Below are 16,804 nucleotides of genomic sequence, written 5' to 3'. Positions count from 1 at the left end.
GCCGCCATCAGGGCGACAGTCGACGTCGATCAATCCGCCTGAGCGATTCGATAAACCACGCTAGCGCACCGCGGGGTGGGCCTGTCACTTCGTCACCGGCCCGCACCCTCGCCCCGGGCCCGTGCTACGCGGACGCCAGCACGGGCGAATCCGCCGACGCCTGCTCGGCGTTCTCGATCTCGCGCACCAGCGGCAGAACCCGCGCCCCGAAGTACTCGATCTCCTCCTGAAAGTGCAGGAAGCCGCCCAGGATCAGGTCGACGCCACGCTTGCGGTACGCCGCGATGCGTTCGGCGATCTGCTCCGGCGTGCCGATCAGCCGGGTGCGGAAACCGTCGTTGTACTGCACCAGGTCCTCGAAGGTGGAGTCGGCCCACATCCCCTTCTTGTCGCTGGTCGAGTTCCCGGCCTGCTGCACCGCACCGCGGAAACCCTCGACCGCCGGCTTGTTCGCCTTGGCGATGATCTCCTTGAGGGTCTCCCGGGCCTCTTTCTCGGTGTCTCTGGCGATGATGAAGCCGTTGAGCCCGAAGCTGACCTCACGGCCCGCTGGAGCGGCACTGCGGGCGTGGTCGCGCACCTCCACCAACTGCTCGGTGACCCCGTCGAAGTCCTTGCCGTTGGAGAAGTACCAGTCGGCGTAGTAGCCGCCGTTGCGGCGGGCGGCGGTCGAGTTGCCGCCTTGGAACAGCTCCGGATTGGGTCGCTCAGGGGTGTTGGCGGGTTTGGGTTTCAAGGTGAAATCGTGGATGCGGTAGAAGTCGCCGCGGAAATCCACGTCGTCCTCGGTCCAGATCTTGCGCAGGACCTGCAGGAACTCCGCGCTGCGCCGGTAGCGCTCGTCGTGTTCCAGCCACGGTTCGCCCAGGTGGGTGAACTCGTCTTTGAACCAGCCGCTGACGACGTTGACGGCGAAGCGGCCACCGGAGAGCTGATCGGCGGTGGCCCCGAGCTTGGCCAGCACGGCCGGCTGCCACAACCCTGGGTGCACGGCCGCGATGACCTTGAGCCGTTCGGTGGCAAGCAGCAGCGCAAGACTGAAGCTGGTCGATTCGTGCTGGTACTCGGCGCCGTAGCTGGCTTCGTACCGCACCTGCGACAGCGCGTATTCGAAGCCGTTGTTCTCCGCGGTGCGGGCGAGTTTCCGGTTGTAGTCGTAGTTCCAGTCGGTGCGCTGCTCGATGTCACTGGTGACCAGGCCACCGCTGACGTTGGGCACCCAGTACGCGAACTTGACGTGGTCGGCGATGCGTTCGGTGGTCATGGCTAGCCATGCAACCGCCGCAGGGCGGCGCGGTCATCGGTATGGATCGCGGTGAACCGAAACCACCCGAACCCGACCCCCCTTGCGCCGCCAGATTGGAACACGTTCTAATTCTCGGCATGAACTACGGGTTGGTGCTGTTCACCTCGGACCGCGGAATCACACCGGCGGCCGCCGCCAAGCTCGCCGACGAACACGGCTTCGAGACGTTCTACGTCCCCGAACACACCCACATCCCGATCAAGCGGCAGGCCGCCCACCCCACCACCGGCGATGAATCCCTGCCCGACGACCGCTACATGCGCACCCTCGACCCATGGGTCTCTCTGGGCACCGCCGCCGCGGTCACCTCGCGGGTCCGGCTGTCCACGGCGGTGGCACTGCCCGTCGAGCACGACCCCATCACGCTGGCCAAATCCATCGCCACGCTCGATCACCTCTCGGGCGGGCGGGTCTGCCTGGGCGTCGGTTTCGGCTGGAACACCGACGAGCTGACCGACCACAACGTGCCGCCGGCCCGCCGGCGCACCATGCTGCGCGAATATCTGGAAGCCATGCGGGCGCTGTGGACCCAGGAGGAAGCCGAGTACGACGGCGAGTTCGTCAAGTTCGGACCGTCCTGGGCGTGGCCCAAGCCGGTGCAATCACACATCCCGGTTCTCGTCGGCGCCGCCGGCACCGAGAAGAACTTCAAGTGGATCGCGAAGTCCGCCGACGGCTGGATCACCACGCCGCGCGACTTCGACATCGACGAGCCCGTCAAGCTGCTGCAGGACACCTGGGCGGCCGCCGGGCGTGACGGCGCCCCGCAGATCGTCGCGCTCGATTTCAAGCCGGACCCCGAGAAGCTGGCGCACTGGCGTGAACTCGGCGTCACCGAGGTGCTGTTCGGGCTGCCCGACAGGTCCGAGGCCGACGTCGCCGCCTATGTCGAGCGGCTGGCCGGGAAGCTCGGCGCCCTGACCTGAGTCCACCGGTCGCGGCGCTACCCCGGTACCGCGCGGTTGCCGTTCTCCGTCGGCGTGACGCGGACCGACGCGCCCAGCGGATCCCCGCCGGTCATCAGCGCCACGAGTTCGACGTCCTCGGTGGTGGCCAAGAATCGGGATCCGTCGTCGAGGCGCCCGACGATGATTCCGGTGCGCACCGGCCAGTCGTGATGCACCGAATAGGTCTCGATCGTGCCCGTTCCCTCGGGGGTCTTGGTCACCGCGACGGTGGGCCGTGCGGCGACTTCGGCGGTCAGTTCCGCGCTGCGTGACGTGCGCCAGCCGACCGGCTCGGTCGAATAGACCCCGACGGAGTACTTGCTCATGATGCCGCCGTTGGCGCCGACGAAGCCGAATCGGCCCGGGTGGTCCCGCATCTGGATCACCGTCTCGGCGATGCCGTGCAGCGAGTAGCTGTTGCCCGGGCCCCCGAAATACGGCAGCCCCCCGGTCAGGGTCAGGCCCCGGGGGTCGTCGCCCGACAGGCCGAGCGCCTCGCAGATCACGAACACCGGGAACGGGAAACAGCTGTAGAGGTCGAAGGTGCTGATGTCGCGCACACCGACGCCGGCCACTCGCAGGGCTTCGTGTGCGGCGTGCACCGCCGCCGGGCTGGCGCCGAGGTCCGCCCGGTCCAGCAGCGGCTGCTCGACCAGATCCGAGTGGCCGTGCTGGTACACCCACTTCTCTTCGGGCACACCGAGCCTGCGCGCGGCCTCGATCGACATCAGCACCGCGGCAGCGCCCTGGTTGACGGTGTCGCGGGCGACGAGCAACCGCGGGTACGGATCGCAGATCATCCGGTTCTCGTCGGTCACGGTCGCGATCTCGTCCACCGAGCGTTCCACCGGAGACGACGAGAACGGGTTCTTGGCAGCGACTTTGGACATCGGCGCGAAGAGTTCGGCCATCTGGCGCCGGTACTCGTCGACGCCGAGCCCGAGCCGGGCGCGCCGCGCGTTGTCCAACAGCCCGTACTGCACGGGAGCGCCGGTCAGGCCGTGCCGGATGGTGTATTCGTCGACATAGGTGAAGATCTGGTGTCCGCGGTCTTCCAGCTGCCCGTCGACGTGCTCGGTGAAATCCGGCTTGTCGTCCCGGTTCGCGAAGTACTTGGCCGTCGACCCGGGTTCGGAGCCCATGATCATCACGACGTCCGCGTCACCGGCGACGATCAGGTTGCCGGCCTCGGTGACCAGTTTCTGCGGCCCCTGCCCGCCGACGGGTTCGAGCACAACGCGGGCCGGGGCGCCTCCCACCCGGTTCATCACCGAACGCGGGTAGTTGTCGGACTTGCCGAGCGTCGCGGGCATCGGGCCCGAGATCTCGAACTGGCGCAGCCCGAACACCGTGTCCACGGCGGCGGCCACGTCGGCGGGGTCGGCGCCGGTGTCGGCGAGGGCGGCCCGCACCGCGGCGGCCGCCAGCTCGACGGCCGACATGCCGCGGTAGTCCGGGTCGTCGACCCGTTCGGTGAACTGCCCGACGCCTACGATCACCGGCGTCCGTGGATCCACTGCCATGCGCCCCGTCCTCTCAGTTACTTCGGGAGGCTAATAGAACATGTTGCAGTAATTCCACATACGCTGTGTCCGACGTACGATTATCGTGATGTACGTCTTTATTGACGTATAGTTCGGTCATGAACTGGGACCCGCGTCCGATGTCGCTGGTCGTCGGCGGGGTGGTGCCCGTCGAGGACGTGGTGGGCCGGGTTCGCGAATCCACCGAGGTCCTGTCCACGCTCCCGAACTCCGGTGCCGTGCTGGTCGGTGACCGCAGGCACGGCAAGACCTCGCTGGCCCGGCTCGTGCAGCGAAGGGCCGCCGACACCGGCGCCGTCGTCGTGTCCGTCAGCGCCGAACGCGAGACCTACGCCGAGTTCGTCGCCGCGCTGATCTCCGAGCTGGCCCGCCTGGACCCGGCGTGGGCCCAGGAACTCGCCCGGATCCGGCTCACGCTGACCGCGGGACCCGTCCGGCTGGAACGCGACAGCCGCGCCGCGGCCACTCTCGACGATCTGCTCGACCGTGCCATCCGGCGGGCCGACGGACGCATCCTGGCGCTGTTCATCGACGAGGTCAGCGTGTTGGCACGCAACCTGGAGCGCGCCGCCGCCGGCTCCGGGGATACCTTCCTGCACCTGCTTCGCCGGGTGCGTCAGGACCATCCCGGCAGGGTCGCGACGGTGCTCTCGGGCTCGATCGGCTTCCACCACGTCTCGGCCGACGCGCCGAGCACGGTCAACGACATCCCGAAGATCGCGGTCGGGCCCATCCGTTCCGATCACGCCACATATCTGGCCGAGTGCCTGCTGCTGGGCAGCGGCGTCCCGACCACCGACCGGCGCGAGGTCGCCGCGGCGATCGCCGCAGCCGCCGAGAATGTGCCCTACTACATCCAGCACCTGGTGGCCGCCGCCCGGAAATCCTGGCTCGACACCGGCGTGGCGCCGTATCCGGAACTGGTCGATCTTCTGGTGCTCGACGCCGTCGAGAGCCCCTACGACCCCTGGGATCTGCGGCATTACCGAGACCGCTTGCCGCACTACTACGGCGCCGACGCGCCGGCAATCGCCGGGCTGCTCGACATCTACGCCCACGCCGGTGGCCCGCTGGGCGTCGACACCGTGCTGATGCGCCTGCGCAGCGAGGGCAACCCGATCACCGGCCGGGCACAGCTGGTGTCCGTCATCGAGCGGCTCACCCTCGACCACTACCTGGTCCGCTCCGGTGACGCCGACGCGTTCTCCTCCCCATTGCTACAGCGGGCGTGGAAAGCGATGCGGCGGTGAGCTATCCGCCGTTGTTCACGCCGTCGGCCGCCGACGCCGCCGAACTCGAAGCGTCGACGGTGGGCCGGACCGACCTGCTCGACACCCTGACGAACCGCATCACGGCTGCGGCACGCGACGGCTCCCGACCGCACACGCTGCTGGTCGCACCCCGCGGCGCCGGCAAGACACACACCTTGAGGGTGGCCGTCAACCGCGCGATCTCGGATCCCGAAACCGCCGAACGCATTCTGCCCCTGGAGGTTTCGGAGGACTCGCTGGCAATCGGCTCCTATCTCGACCTGCTGGTGGAGATGGCGCGCGCAGTCGGGCCCGAGGTCGGCGAGGAGGCCAGGGCGCTCAGGAACGCCCGGGACCCGGTGGGCATCGAGGCCGCGATCATCCGCTCGGCCGCGGACCGGATGATCCTGCTGGCGATCGAGAACGCCGATCGCGTGTTCGACGCGATCGGCGCGCCCGGGCAGGGAAGCCTGCGGGCCTGGGTCGAAACATCCACGGCTGTACTGGTTCTGGCGACCACCCCCGCGCTGTTCCCGGGCGTCTCGTCGCGCGAGTTCCCGTGGTACGGGTCGTTCATGATCGAGACGCTGACCGCACTGACGACCGAAGACGCGACCGAGTTGTTGCGCCGCGCGGCACGGCGACGGGGGGATGCCGGCTTGGCGGCCTACCTCGACTCCGCCGCCGGCCGGGCCCGGGTGCAAGACGTGCACCGGATCATCGGCGGCACTCCCCGTCTGTGGCACCTGCTCGCCGAATCCACGGGCGAATCCGAGCTCACAGCGCTGACCCCGGCAGTCGACGCGGTGCTCGATCGACTGGCGCCGCAGTTCCAGCAGCAACTGTGGCAGTTACCCCCGGGCGAACAACGGCTGGTCGTCGAACTGGCCCGGGGCTCGGCACCGCGATCGGTCTCCGACCTCGCCCACCGCGTGGGGGTGTCGAATCAATCGGCGTCCGCGGCATTGGGACGGCTGGCCGCCGCGGGCTGGGTGACCTCGTCCAAGGCCGACGGTGACCGCCGCACCTCCTGGTACGACCTCACGGATCCGCTGCTGCGCAGCTACCTGCAGTACCGCGAGCGCTAGAAACGCGGCGAGCGCGCGCATCCGCACATCGCGCGACAACGATGTGTCGCGGTGCGAACACGCGCGCTCGCGATGCGGCGTGTGCCGCTCGAAAAGATCTGGAGCTCAGAGGCTTTCGAGGAGCTCGCGGGCCAGCTTGGCGGTCTCCGACGGGGTCTTGCCGACCTTCACCCCGGCTGCCTCCAGGGCCTCCTTCTTGGCGGCCGCGGTGCCCGACGAGCCCGACACGATGGCGCCGGCGTGGCCCATGGTCTTGCCCTCCGGAGCGGTGAAGCCCGCGACGTAGCCGACGACCGGCTTGGTGACGTTGGCCTTGATGTAGTCGGCCGCCCGTTCCTCGGCGTCACCACCGATCTCGCCGATCATCACGATGATCTTGGTCTCGGGGTCTTTCTCGAACGCCTCGATCGCGTCGATGTGGGTGGTGCCGATCACCGGGTCTCCGCCGATGCCGATCGCGGTGGAGAAGCCGAGATCGCGAAGCTCGTACATCATCTGGTAGGTCAGCGTGCCCGACTTCGACACCAGACCGATCGGGCCCTTGCCGGTGATGTTGTTCGGCGTGATGCCGACCAGCGACTCGCCGGGAGTGATGATGCCCGGGCAGTTGGGGCCGATGATGCGGGTCTTCTGGCCCTTGTCGACGTTATAGGCCCACGCATAGGCGGTGTCCTGCACCGGGATTCCCTCGGTGATGACCACCAGCAGCGGGATCTCGGCGTCGATGGCCTCGATGATCGCGTCCTTGGAGAACGCCGGCGGCACGAACGCGATCGAGGTGTCGGCGCCGGTCTCCTTCATCGCCTCGGCGACCGAGGCGAACACCGGGAGTTCGACGTCGTTACCGTCTTTATCCTGGTGCGTGACCGTCGTGCCGGCCTTGCGCGCGTTGACACCGCCGACGATCTGAGTGCCTGCCTTGAGCATCAGCTTGGTGTGTTTGGTTCCCTCACCGCCGGTGATGCCCTGGACGATGACCTTGCTGTCCTTGTTCAAAAAGATCGACATCTCGTATGTCCCTTACTTGTTCGCCAGCTCGGCGGCCTTGTCGGCGCCGGAGTCCATGGTGTCGGCCTGGATGACCAGCGGGTGGTTGGCCTCGGAGAGGATGCGACGGCCCTCTTCGACGTTGTTGCCGTCAAGACGCACCACGAGCGGCTTGTTGGCCTCGTCGCCGAGCATCTGCAGCGCCTTGACGATGCCGTTGGCCACCGCGTCGCAGGCGGTGATGCCGCCGAACACGTTGACGAACACGCTCTTGACCTGAGAGTCGTTCAGGATCACATCGAGCCCGGCGGCCATCACCTCGGCCGACGCACCGCCGCCGATGTCGAGGAAGTTGGCCGGCTTAACGCCACCGTGCTTCTCGCCGGCGTAGGCGACGACGTCCAGCGTCGACATCACCAGACCCGCGCCGTTGCCGATGATGCCGACCGCGCCGTCGAGCTTGACGTAGTTGAGGTCGTTCTCCTTGGCCTTGAGCTCCAGCGGGTCGGTGGACTCCTTGTCCTCGAACTCGGCGTGCTCGGGGTGGCGGAAGTCGGCGTTGGCGTCGAGCGTGACCTTGCCGTCCAGCGCGAGGATCTGGTCGTCGGGCGTGCGCACGAGCGGGTTCACCTCGACCAGCGTGGCGTCCTCGGCGACGAAGACCTCCCACAGCTTGGCGATGGTGACCGCGGCGGCGTCGAGCACCTCGGCGGGCAGGTGGCCCTTCTCGGCGATCTCGCGGGCGAACGCCTCGTCGACACCCTTGACCGCGTCGACGGGAACCTTGGCAAGCCGCTCGGGCTTGGTGGCGGCGACCTCTTCGATCTCCATGCCGCCCTCCACCGAGCACATGGCCAGGTAGGTGCGGTTGGCGCGGTCGAGCAGGAAGGAGATGTAGTACTCCTCGGCGATGTCGCTGGCCTCGGCGACCAGCAGCTTCTTGACCACGTGGCCCTTGATGTCCAGTCCCAGGATGTTCTGGGCGTGGGTGAAGGCGTCGTCGGGGGTGGCGGCGTACTTCACGCCACCGGCCTTACCCCGGCCACCGACCTTGACCTGCGCCTTGACCATCACGGGTTTGCCGATTTCCTCGGCGATCGCTTTGGCGTCCTCGGCGGATTCGGTCACCCGGCCGGGAGTGGTGGGAACGTTGTGCTTGGCGAACAGCTCTTTCGCCTGATACTCGAAGAGGTCCATGGACTCTTAGAACTTCCCTGTCTGTGAGCGGCTAGAAGTACGGCCCGACGGGCTCGGGGGAACTGTATCGACCCGCGTGCCACTCATTGCCACCGCCCACCGCTCATGTGGTCGATCTCACCGGCATAACCAAAGTGATTCAAATCACAAATAGCGGCGGAATAGACGCACGGGTTGCCACTCTGATTGGAATTTGGTTAACGTCCATTGGTCTAGATAACGGTCTGGTCACGACGACAAGGATTTTTCAGGTTGCCTCAGCATCGTCCGCCTCGCTCTTCCGAGGCCCTCGCGGCGCCTGGTCCCACCGAAGTCACCGACATCATCCCGTTCAACGAATTCGGCGAACTCACCGATCACTTGAATCTGGAGTTCTTGTCGCACGCGGCTTTTGACCGCGACACGCAGGTGATCCACGCTCCGGAACTCGACGACCTCAACGACACCGACGACGAGACGCCGCTGCGCCTGGCCGTGCCGGACGAGTTCCGCGCCGCCCCGCAGGCCGAGCGCCGGCCGTCCGCGCGGGCCTACCGCGACAGTCACACCGACGTCACCGACGGCACAGCAAAGACGGACATCATCGATATGCGCGGCCGCACCGGCCAGCACCGCAAGGCCGAGGTACCCGTCCGGGGCCGTCTGGTCGTCGCGGCGATGGCTGTCGGCGCCACCGCGGCCGGCGCGTACACGATGACCAACCAGACCTCCAAGGCGCCGGCCGAGACGGTACTCGCCGCGGATCAGATCGCGCTGGGCGACGGCAGCACGATCACCGGCTCGGTGGACGGCATGCAGATCGTGACGGTCGCCCCGGCCGCCAACTCTGCCGTGCACGCCGAGGAGATCACCAAAGCCGCCGCGTTCGCGCAGGAGCGCGCCGAGCGCGAAGCCCGGCTGACCAAGCCCCAGTTCGTCATGCCGACCACCGGAGTGTGGACCTCGGGCTTCGGCTACCGGTGGGGCGTCCTGCACGCCGGCATCGACATCGCCAACGCCATCGGCACGCCGATCCTGGCCGCCGCCGACGGCGTCGTGATCGCCGCCGGGTCCGAAGGCGGCTACGGCAACGTGGTGAAACTGCGTCACGCCGACGGCACCGTGACGTTGTACGGGCACAACAGCTCGCTTCTGGTCAACGTCGGCGAGCGGGTCATGGCCGGCGACCAGATCGCCAAGATGGGCAACACCGGCAACTCCACCGGTCCGCACTGCCACTTCGAGGTGCACATCGGCGGTACCCGCGTCGACCCTGTCGGCTGGCTGGCCAAGCGGGGGCTGTCCCCCGGCGGCTACGTTGGCTGAGTGGCCGACGAGTCCTCTGATTCCACCGAAGAGACCCGGATCCTGCGGCGCGCACCGCTGACGGGCTCCCAAACCTTTCCGTCTGCCTCGCAGTCCTCCACTGAGCCTCCTACCGGCATCCTGCGCCGCCATCCCACCGGCGAGCTGCCCGTCGCGTCCGTCTCCGACCCAGTTACCCAGTACGTCCCGCGGGCCAAACCCGTCGCGGTGGGACCCACTCGTCCGACCCGGGCCGAATCCCGCGCCGCCATCGCCGCCGCGGGGACGACGATCGTGTCCGGCTGGGCCACCGGGGTGATCGCGACCGACCTGATCGCCGGCTGGTGGTCCACCGACCCGCTGTTCTGTGTCGCGATGGGGTTCCTGGCCGCGGTGACGGCCGCGGCGTCCATCAGCGGTGTCATTGCGCTGCTGTTGCGCCGCCCCAACGCCCGCCTACTGATGGTGGTAGGCGCCGTCATCGCGATCCTGATCTTCGCCAGCCTGTTCGTCGCGGGCGCGAAGCTGCCCCCGCTGGTCTACGCGATGCCGGTGCTGCCGCTGGCATCAGTCGCGCTGGCGGCGCTGCCGGCCACCGCACGGTGGAGCCGCACGGGTTAGAGCTTGCTGACCGGGGCGTGGTTGTGCATCAGCTTGACGCGGCCGGCGCTGCCGAAGTCGATCAGCGACATCGCCGACTCCCCGGCGCCCGAGACCTCCTCGACCCGGCCCAGCCCGTACTTGTCGTGGGTGACGCGGTCCCCCGGCTCGAGCACGATCAGCGGCCGCTTGCCGGCCGCCGACCGCGTCGGTGACGGACGCGGTGTGCCGTACCGGCCCGCGTTGCCGACCGGCGCGGAGAACGACGACGCCGGCGCCTCGGTGCGGCGCCAGTCGATGAGCTCCTTCGGGATCTCACGCAGAAACCGGGACTCCGGGTTCAGCATCGGCTGCCCCCAGGACGACCGCACCTTGGCACGGCTCAGGTACAGACGTTGCCGGGCGCGGGTGATACCGACGTAGGCAAGCCGGCGCTCCTCGGAGAGTTCGGCCGGATCCCCGAGCGCACGCATGTGCGGGAACATGCCGTCCTCCCAGCCGGTGACGAACACGACGGGGAATTCCAGTCCCTTGGCGGTGTGCAGCGTCATCATCGTGACGACGCCGGAACCGTGCTCGGGGATGTCGTCGGCGTCGGCGACCAGCGACACCCGCTCCAGGAATGCGGCCAGCACACCGGTGTCGGGGACGTCCTCGTCCTGCTGCTCGTCCCCGTCCTCGCCGGCCAACGCCCTGGCGTTGGCCAGGTCGGTGCTGAATTCGTGTGCGACGCTGACCAACTCGTTCAGGTTGTCCAGCCGGGCCAGGTCCTGTGGATCGCTGGAGGACTCCAGTTCGGCGCGGTAGCCGGTGCGGTCGAGCACGGTCTCGACAAGATCGCCGAGTTCGCCGTCGAGTCCGCCGCGCAGATCGTCGAGCAGGTCGACGAAACCCTTGATCGCCTTCTCCGACCGGGTGTTGAGCATCGGCACCTTGCCTTCGGCGGCGGCCGCGAGCGCGTCGTTGAAGTTGGCGCCGGTGGTCTCGGCGTACACCGCCACACAGGCCTCGGCTCGGTCCCCGATGCCGCGGCGCGGAGTGTTGAGGATGCGCCGCATGCTCACCGAGTCGCCGGGGTTGTCGAGCACCCGCAGATAGGCGACGATGTCGCGGATCTCCTTGCGCTCGTAGAAGCGCACTCCCCCGACCACCTTGTACGGGATGCCGGCCCGGATGAAGACCTCCTCGATGGCCCGTGAGGAGTTGTTGGTGCGGTAGAACACCGCGACGTCGTTGTACGAGAATCCCGGCACCGAGTCGGCCAGCGCGTCGATCTCCTGCGCGACGAAGCGGGCCTCGTCGTGCTCGTTGTCGGCGACGTAGCCGACGATGAGGTCGCCTTCGCCGGCATCGGTCCACAGCCGCTTCTCGCGCCGCCCCGTGTTGCGGGCGATCACCGAGTTCGCCGCGTTCAGGATCGTCTGGGTGGAGCGGTAGTTCTGTTCCAGCAGAATCGTCGTGGCGTTCGGGAAGTCGCGCTCGAAGTCCTCGATGTTGCGGATCGTGGCGCCGCGGAACGCATAAATGGACTGGTCGGCGTCGCCCACCACGCACAACTCGGCAGGTGCGACCCCGTCGACCGTTTCGGTTCCGACGAGTTCCCTGACGAGCACGTACTGCGCATGGTTGGTGTCCTGGTACTCGTCGACCAGAATGTGCCGGAAGCGGCGCCGGTAGTACTGCGCGATCTGGGGAAACGCCTGCAGCACAGCGACGGTCTCGCCGATCAGGTCGTCGAAGTCCAGCGCGTTGGCCGCCCGCAGCCGGCGTTGGTACTCCGCGTACACCTCGGCGATGATCCGGGCGAGATCGTCGGCGGCCTCGGAGGCCTCCGCGGCGGCCTGCTCAGGTCCGATCAGCTCGTTCTTCAGATTGGAGATGCCGTTGGACAGCAGCCGGGGCGAGTACTTCTTGGTGTCCAGGCCCATGTCCTTGCCGATCATCAACAACAGACGGCGCGAGTCGTCGGCGTCGTAGATCGAAAAGTTCGAGTTCAGGCCGGGCAGCAGCGAGGCCTGGTTGCGCAGGATCCGCACGCAGGTCGAGTGGAACGTCGACACCCACATGTTGCGGGCCCGCGAGCCGACCAGTGCGACCACTCGCTCCCGCATCTCCGCGGCCGCCTTATTGGTGAACGTGATGGCCAGCACCTGACCGACACCGACGTCGCGGGCGGCCAGCAGGTGGGCGATGCGCCGAGTCAGCACCGCCGTCTTACCGGAGCCGGCACCGGCCACGATCAACAGGGGCGTGCCCTCATGCAGCACTGCCTGCCGCTGCTGCGGGTTGAGCCCGTCCAGAAGCTCGTCGGTGCCGGTGTCGGAGAAAAGCGAAGTCATATCGGTCCCCAACTTACCGCCGGGCGGCGACACTCTTTGCGCAGGCGAGCCAGGTGGTGGCAGACTGTTCGGGTGCTCACCGCGCAGCTCGGCCATACGCACCTCGCCCGAGGGGCTCATCGCCGATTTTTCTACGGGTACCGGCCAGCGGTGCCCGTGGTCTAGCTGCTTCCCAGAGCCCCGCGGTCCGCTTTGCGATCCGGGGCTCGTCTCGTGTGTGAGGCCCGAAACGCACCGGAGCGGGCCGATCCCACAACGAGAATCCGGAGAACGACATGACGACGATGGAAACCGCCCAAGTGCCTGAAATCGACGAACTGCGCGAGGAGATCGACCGTCTCGATGCGGCGATCCTCGAGGCCGTCCAGCGCCGCACCGAGGTATCGCAGATGATCGGCAAGGCACGGATGGCCTCCGGGGGCACCCGCCTGGTGCACAGCCGCGAGATGAAGGTCATCGAGCGCTACAGCGTGCTCGGCGAAGAGGGCAAGAATCTCGCCATGCTGCTGCTGCGCCTCGGCCGCGGCCGCCTCGGCAAGTAGCGTCCCCGGGCGTAAAAACCGTCGCTGCACGGCGGTGGGCACGCCGAAGTCACTCGGAGGTCAGGGCCTCCATCAGCCACGGTGTCAGCCATTCCACGGCCTCGGGGGTGGGGTGCACGCCGTCGCTGCGCACCCGGATGCCGTCCACCCTGGTCTGGTAGTAGCCGTTGGGGCTGAGCTTCTTGTTCAGGTCCAGCACCGTCGCGTTCGGCCGTTCGTCGACCACGCTGCGCAGCAACGTATTCCACTGCTCGACACGCTTGGGCTGATCCTCGGGGTACAGGCTGCCGTCCGCTTTCTCCGCGCGCCGGTTGTACGGCTCGGTCGTCACCACCAACCGGGCACCGGTCGAGCCCAGGATGTCCAGCGCCCGGTTGAGCTCCCCACGCAGATACGCGTCGTAGCCGGGCTCGCCGATGTGGGTCCACCGACCCTCGTTCAACCGGTCCACCACCTCCCACCGGCCGACGATCAGCAGCACCACATCGGGCTTCTCGTGTCCGATGCGCTGAGCCCAGCGGGCCGGCCACGCGTCGCACTCCGGCTTCTGCGGCAACTCCTGGCCGACGTATTCATAGGGCCCGCCGCGGGCGATGCCGCACCCGATCGTGGTGTAGTCGGCGAAGTCCAGGCCCGGCGTCTCGGGCAGGTACCGCATCAATGTCCACGCGATCGAGTCGCCGAACACCGCCACCCGCAGGTCGCCCGGGGCGCGCGGCTTCTGTGGCCTGGTGACCTCGACGGGCACCTCGGCGCCGACCAGCGCCGCGATGTCCACGTCCGGGCCCGGCTGGGGTGTCGCGGGCGCGATGCGCACCGGCAGCACCGTCATCGTCACCACCGCGGCCGTCGCGGCCGTCGCCGCCGCCAGCGGCAGCATCGGCACGAACGCGGGCCGCCACTCGCGGATCGGCTGCTCGATCAGCCACCACGACACCGCCGCCACCGCGATCGTCGCCGCGCAGCGCAGCGCGAACAGCTCCCAGCCGTCGATGCCGGTGCGTTCCCCGTTGAGCACCAGGAAGATCGGCCAGTGCCACAGGTACACCCCGTAGGAGATCGCGCCGAGCCCGACGAGCGGGCCCGCCGAGAGCAGCCGCGCGACCGGCCCGTCCTGGGCGAGCGCCACCGGGGCGATGATGAGCACCGCCGCCACGGCGACTACGAGCAGCAGTCCGGCCCGGAACTCCGCGGCGCTTCCGGTGGCCATCCGCGCGGCGCTGAACAACACCACCAGCCCGGCCAGCGGAAGCCACCACGCGATCCAGCGGGCCCAGCGCGACCGGAACATCACCAGGCCCGCGGTCAGCCCGCGCCAGTCGCGCACCAGCAGCGCGGCCGCGGCGGCGCCGACCAGCAGGGCCTGCACCCGGGTGTCGGTCCCGAAGTACACGCGGTTGAGGGTCGCGTCGGCACTGCGCATCGTCGTGGCCGCTGCCGACGCGGCAACGCCTCCAGCGGCCACCACGAAGACCGCACCACGCACCACCCGCGCAGACAACGGCACCCCGCGCCGATACGCCAGCGCCGTCAGCCCCGCGACGACGGCGGCGATCAGCAACGGCCACAGCACGTAGTACTGCTCCTCGACGGCCAGCGACCACGTGTGTTGCAGCGGTGAGGGCGGCGCGCCCTGAGAGAAGTAGTCGGTGTGCTGGGCGACGAACACCCAGTTCGACATCCAGAAGAACGCGGCGACGGCGTCTTCACGCAGGTTCGCGGTGGATTCCTCGGAGAACAGCTCCCGCAATGCGACGACGGCCAGCACCATCACCAGCAGCGCGGGCAGCAGTCGGCGGGCCCGCCGGATCCAGAAACCCTTCAGCCCGATCCGGCCGGTCCGGCCGACCTCGTCGAGCAGCAGCGAGGTGATCAGGAATCCGCTGAGGACAAAGAACACGTCGACGCCGAGGAAGCCACCGGACAGTCCGGGGACGCCGCCGTGGTCGGCCAGCACCAGCGCGACCGCGATCGCCCGGATGCCGTCGAGGGCCGGAATCGACTGCCCCGGCCCGACATACCGCCGCGGGCCCACTCGCATCGGCGCCGCACTCACGGCAGTCAATTTCCAGGGCCCTCCTCGCCTACTTCAAGCAAGGAAGTCTAGGGTCCGACCGCCGGCGGATCCGGAAGGCGCGCTGGCTCCAACCCCTGCCCGGTCCCGCAAGCCGGGGGCGCCTCCCTCGTGCGAGCAGACGCAAACTCTGGCGTGTCGCCGGCGACTCGCCGGAGTTCGTGTCTGCTCGGCGCGCAGGTGACTACTTGGTGAGCGCGATGTACTTGATGTCGAGATACTCCTGTATGCCCTCGGTGCCGCCCTCGCGGCCGAAGCCCGACTCCTTGATGCCGCCGAACGGCGCCGCCGCATCGGAGATGACCCCGCGGTTCACGCCGACCATGCCGGACTCGATTCCCTCGGCGACCCGCAGCGCCCGGTCCAGCGACTGGGTGTACACGTAGGCGGCCAGTCCGTACTCGGTGTTGTTGGCGGCGGCGATGCCTTCTTCCTCGGTGTCGAACCCGGCGATGGGTGCCACGGGCCCGAACACCTCTTCCTTGAGGATGCGGGCATCGGCGGGGACGTCGGTGAGCACGGTGGCCGGGTAGAAGTTGCCGGGCCCGCCCGGGGCGACGCCGCCGACGGCGACGGTCGCGCCGCGCGAGACGGCATCGGACACCAACTCGGTCACCTTGGCGACCTGCTTGGCGTTGATCAGCGGGCCGAGTGTCGACTTCTCGTCGAGGCCCTTACCGAGGGTGAACTCGCTCATCCGCTTGACGAACTTCTCGGTGAACTCCGCGCGCACGGCGTTGGCGACGTGGAAACGGTTGGCGGCGGTGCAGGCCTCGCCGCCGTTGCGCATCTTGGCCAGGATCGCCCCGTCCACAGCGGCGTCGACGTCGGCGTCGTCGAACACGATGAACGGAGCGTTGCCGCCGAGTTCCATCGACGTACGCAGCAGTTTGTCGGCCGACTGCTTGACCAGCGCCTTGCCCACGCCGGTGGATCCGGTGAAGGTCAGCTTGCGAAGCCGGCCGTCGCTGGTCAGTGCCTCGGTCACGGGCCCCGGGCTGCTGGTGGGCAGCACCGACAGCACGCCCTTGGGGAGGCCGGCCTCGGCCATCAGCTTGGCCAGAAGCAGCATGGTCAGCGGCGTCTCCTGTGCGGGCTTGACGATCATCGTGCACCCGGCCGCGAATGCCGGACCCATCTTGCGGGTGCCCATCGCCAGCGGAAAGTTCCACGGCGTGATCGCATAGCACGGACCGACCGCCTGCTTGGTCACCAGGATGCGTCCGGTGCCGGCCGGGCTCGTCGTGTACCTGCCGTCGATACGCACGGCCTCCTCGGCGAACCAGCGGAAGAACTCCGCGCCGTAGGTGACCTCGCCCTTGCTCTCGGCGAGCACCTTGCCCATCTCCAGGGTCATCAGCGCCGCGATGTCGTCGGCGCGCGCGGTGATGGTCTCGAACACCGACCGCAGGATCTCTCCGCGCTTGCGGGGCGGGGTCGCGGCCCATTCCGCCTGCACCGCACATGCCGCGTCCAGCGCGTCGCGCGCGTCGTCGGCGGTCGCGTCGGCGACCTCGGTCAGCACCTCGTCGTCACTGGGGTCCAGCACGTTGAACGTCGACTTGCCCTGGCGTTCCTCACCGCCGATCCACAGACCGGTCGGTACCGAAGCCAGCAGCGCGGAAGTATCCATACCTCCATCATTT

General features: G+C 68.3%; 13 protein-coding genes. 6 read left to right on the top strand and 7 right to left on the bottom strand.

The window, feature by feature from the left end; translation table 11 throughout:
• Window positions 1–124: 124 nt before the first annotated feature.
• Complete coding sequence (gene sfnG, locus ACTWP6_RS04015; protein WP_260755157.1) at window positions 125–1,264, bottom strand: dimethylsulfone monooxygenase SfnG; 1,140 nt, start codon at window positions 1,262–1,264, stop codon at window positions 125–127.
• Between the two features lie 119 nt (window positions 1,265–1,383).
• Here sfnG and ACTWP6_RS04010 point away from each other — a divergent pair, with 119 nt between their 5' ends.
• Window positions 1,384–2,232 carry an LLM class F420-dependent oxidoreductase gene (locus ACTWP6_RS04010; protein WP_260755158.1) on the top strand — a complete coding sequence of 283 codons (849 nt, stop codon included), beginning with the start codon at window positions 1,384–1,386 and terminating at the stop codon, window positions 2,230–2,232.
• A 17-nt stretch (window positions 2,233–2,249) separates the two neighbouring features.
• Here ACTWP6_RS04010 and ACTWP6_RS04005 read toward each other — a convergent pair whose 3' ends face one another.
• Window positions 2,250–3,776 carry an acetyl-CoA acetyltransferase gene (locus tag ACTWP6_RS04005; protein WP_443186886.1) on the bottom strand — a complete coding sequence of 509 codons (1,527 nt, stop codon included), beginning with the start codon at window positions 3,774–3,776 and terminating at the stop codon, window positions 2,250–2,252.
• Between the two features lie 140 nt (window positions 3,777–3,916).
• On the opposite strand from ACTWP6_RS04005, the gene ACTWP6_RS04000 reads away from it, so the two are divergent.
• Window positions 3,917–5,047: an ATP-binding protein gene (locus ACTWP6_RS04000; protein ID WP_443186946.1), complete on the top strand. Its 1,131-nt coding sequence runs from the start codon at window positions 3,917–3,919 to the stop codon at window positions 5,045–5,047.
• Window positions 5,026–6,135 (top strand): ATP-binding protein, encoded by a 1,110-nt coding sequence (locus ACTWP6_RS03995; RefSeq protein ID WP_260755160.1) that lies wholly within the window; start codon window positions 5,026–5,028, stop codon window positions 6,133–6,135. Before ACTWP6_RS04000 ends, ACTWP6_RS03995 begins: the two co-directional genes overlap by 22 nt.
• A 105-nt stretch (window positions 6,136–6,240) precedes the next feature.
• On the opposite strand, the gene sucD is transcribed toward ACTWP6_RS03995, so the two are convergent.
• The gene (gene sucD, locus ACTWP6_RS03990) at window positions 6,241–7,143 is read right to left on the bottom strand and encodes a succinate--CoA ligase subunit alpha (protein WP_260755161.1); all 903 of its coding nucleotides are present in this window, start codon (window positions 7,141–7,143) and stop codon (window positions 6,241–6,243) included.
• Window positions 7,144–7,155: 12 nt separating this feature from the next.
• Entirely contained in the window at window positions 7,156–8,319 is a 1,164-nt protein-coding gene (sucC, locus tag ACTWP6_RS03985; RefSeq protein ID WP_260755162.1) for an ADP-forming succinate--CoA ligase subunit beta, read from the bottom strand.
• Window positions 8,320–8,571: 252 nt separating this feature from the next.
• Between sucC and ACTWP6_RS03980 the strand changes: the two genes are divergently transcribed.
• A complete protein-coding gene (locus tag ACTWP6_RS03980; RefSeq protein ID WP_443186885.1) occupies window positions 8,572–9,624 on the top strand; it encodes a M23 family metallopeptidase in 1,053 nt (350 codons plus the stop codon).
• Window positions 9,625–10,224: a hypothetical protein gene (locus ACTWP6_RS03975; protein WP_443186884.1), complete on the top strand. Its 600-nt coding sequence runs from the start codon at window positions 9,625–9,627 to the stop codon at window positions 10,222–10,224.
• Here the strand turns inward: ACTWP6_RS03975 and pcrA are convergent.
• Window positions 10,221–12,542 (bottom strand): DNA helicase PcrA, encoded by a 2,322-nt coding sequence (gene pcrA, locus ACTWP6_RS03970; RefSeq protein ID WP_443186883.1) that lies wholly within the window; start codon window positions 12,540–12,542, stop codon window positions 10,221–10,223. The genes ACTWP6_RS03975 and pcrA overlap by 4 nt on opposite strands.
• Before the next feature lie 275 nt (window positions 12,543–12,817).
• On the opposite strand from pcrA, the gene ACTWP6_RS03965 reads away from it, so the two are divergent.
• A complete protein-coding gene (locus tag ACTWP6_RS03965) occupies window positions 12,818–13,084 on the top strand; it encodes a chorismate mutase (protein ID WP_260755166.1) in 267 nt (88 codons plus the stop codon).
• Window positions 13,085–13,133: 49 nt separating this feature from the next.
• Here ACTWP6_RS03965 and ACTWP6_RS03960 read toward each other — a convergent pair whose 3' ends face one another.
• Both ACTWP6_RS03960 and ACTWP6_RS03955 read right to left on the bottom strand, forming a co-directional pair.
• Window positions 13,134–15,125 carry an acyltransferase family protein gene (locus ACTWP6_RS03960; RefSeq protein WP_443186945.1) on the bottom strand — a complete coding sequence of 664 codons (1,992 nt, stop codon included), beginning with the start codon at window positions 15,123–15,125 and terminating at the stop codon, window positions 13,134–13,136.
• Window positions 15,126–15,342: 217 nt separating this feature from the next.
• Window positions 15,343–16,791 (bottom strand): NAD-dependent succinate-semialdehyde dehydrogenase, encoded by a 1,449-nt coding sequence (locus ACTWP6_RS03955; RefSeq protein WP_260755168.1) that lies wholly within the window; start codon window positions 16,789–16,791, stop codon window positions 15,343–15,345.
• Between the last annotated feature and the right edge of the window lie 13 nt (window positions 16,792–16,804).

Source organism: Mycobacterium sp. 4D054 (genome assembly GCF_052245755.1).
In the GTDB taxonomy this organism is placed as follows: domain Bacteria; phylum Actinomycetota; class Actinomycetes; order Mycobacteriales; family Mycobacteriaceae; genus Mycobacterium.
Note: the sequence above shows the minus strand (reverse complement) of the source record. Positions and strands in the feature narration are given on the sequence as shown.

Excerpts from the sequence above, each read along its gene's own strand:
- sucC (WP_260755162.1), bottom strand. The coding sequence starts at position 8,319 with ATGGACCTCTTCGAGTATCAGGCGAAAGAGCTGTTCGCCAAGCACAAC.
- ACTWP6_RS04010 (WP_260755158.1), top strand. The coding sequence starts at position 1,384 with ATGAACTACGGGTTGGTGCTGTTCACCTCGGACCGCGGAATCACACCG.
- ACTWP6_RS03955 (WP_260755168.1), bottom strand. The coding sequence starts at position 16,791 with ATGGATACTTCCGCGCTGCTGGCTTCGGTACCGACCGGTCTGTGGATC.
- sucD (WP_260755161.1), bottom strand. The coding sequence starts at position 7,143 with ATGTCGATCTTTTTGAACAAGGACAGCAAGGTCATCGTCCAGGGCATC.
- sfnG (WP_260755157.1), bottom strand. The coding sequence starts at position 1,264 with ATGACCACCGAACGCATCGCCGACCACGTCAAGTTCGCGTACTGGGTG.
- ACTWP6_RS04000 (WP_443186946.1), top strand. The coding sequence starts at position 3,917 with ATGTCGCTGGTCGTCGGCGGGGTGGTGCCCGTCGAGGACGTGGTGGGC.
- pcrA (WP_443186883.1), bottom strand. The coding sequence starts at position 12,542 with ATGACTTCGCTTTTCTCCGACACCGGCACCGACGAGCTTCTGGACGGG.
- ACTWP6_RS03965 (WP_260755166.1), top strand. The coding sequence starts at position 12,818 with ATGACGACGATGGAAACCGCCCAAGTGCCTGAAATCGACGAACTGCGC.
- ACTWP6_RS03960 (WP_443186945.1), bottom strand. The coding sequence starts at position 15,125 with ATGCGAGTGGGCCCGCGGCGGTATGTCGGGCCGGGGCAGTCGATTCCG.
- ACTWP6_RS04005 (WP_443186886.1), bottom strand. The coding sequence starts at position 3,776 with ATGGCAGTGGATCCACGGACGCCGGTGATCGTAGGCGTCGGGCAGTTC.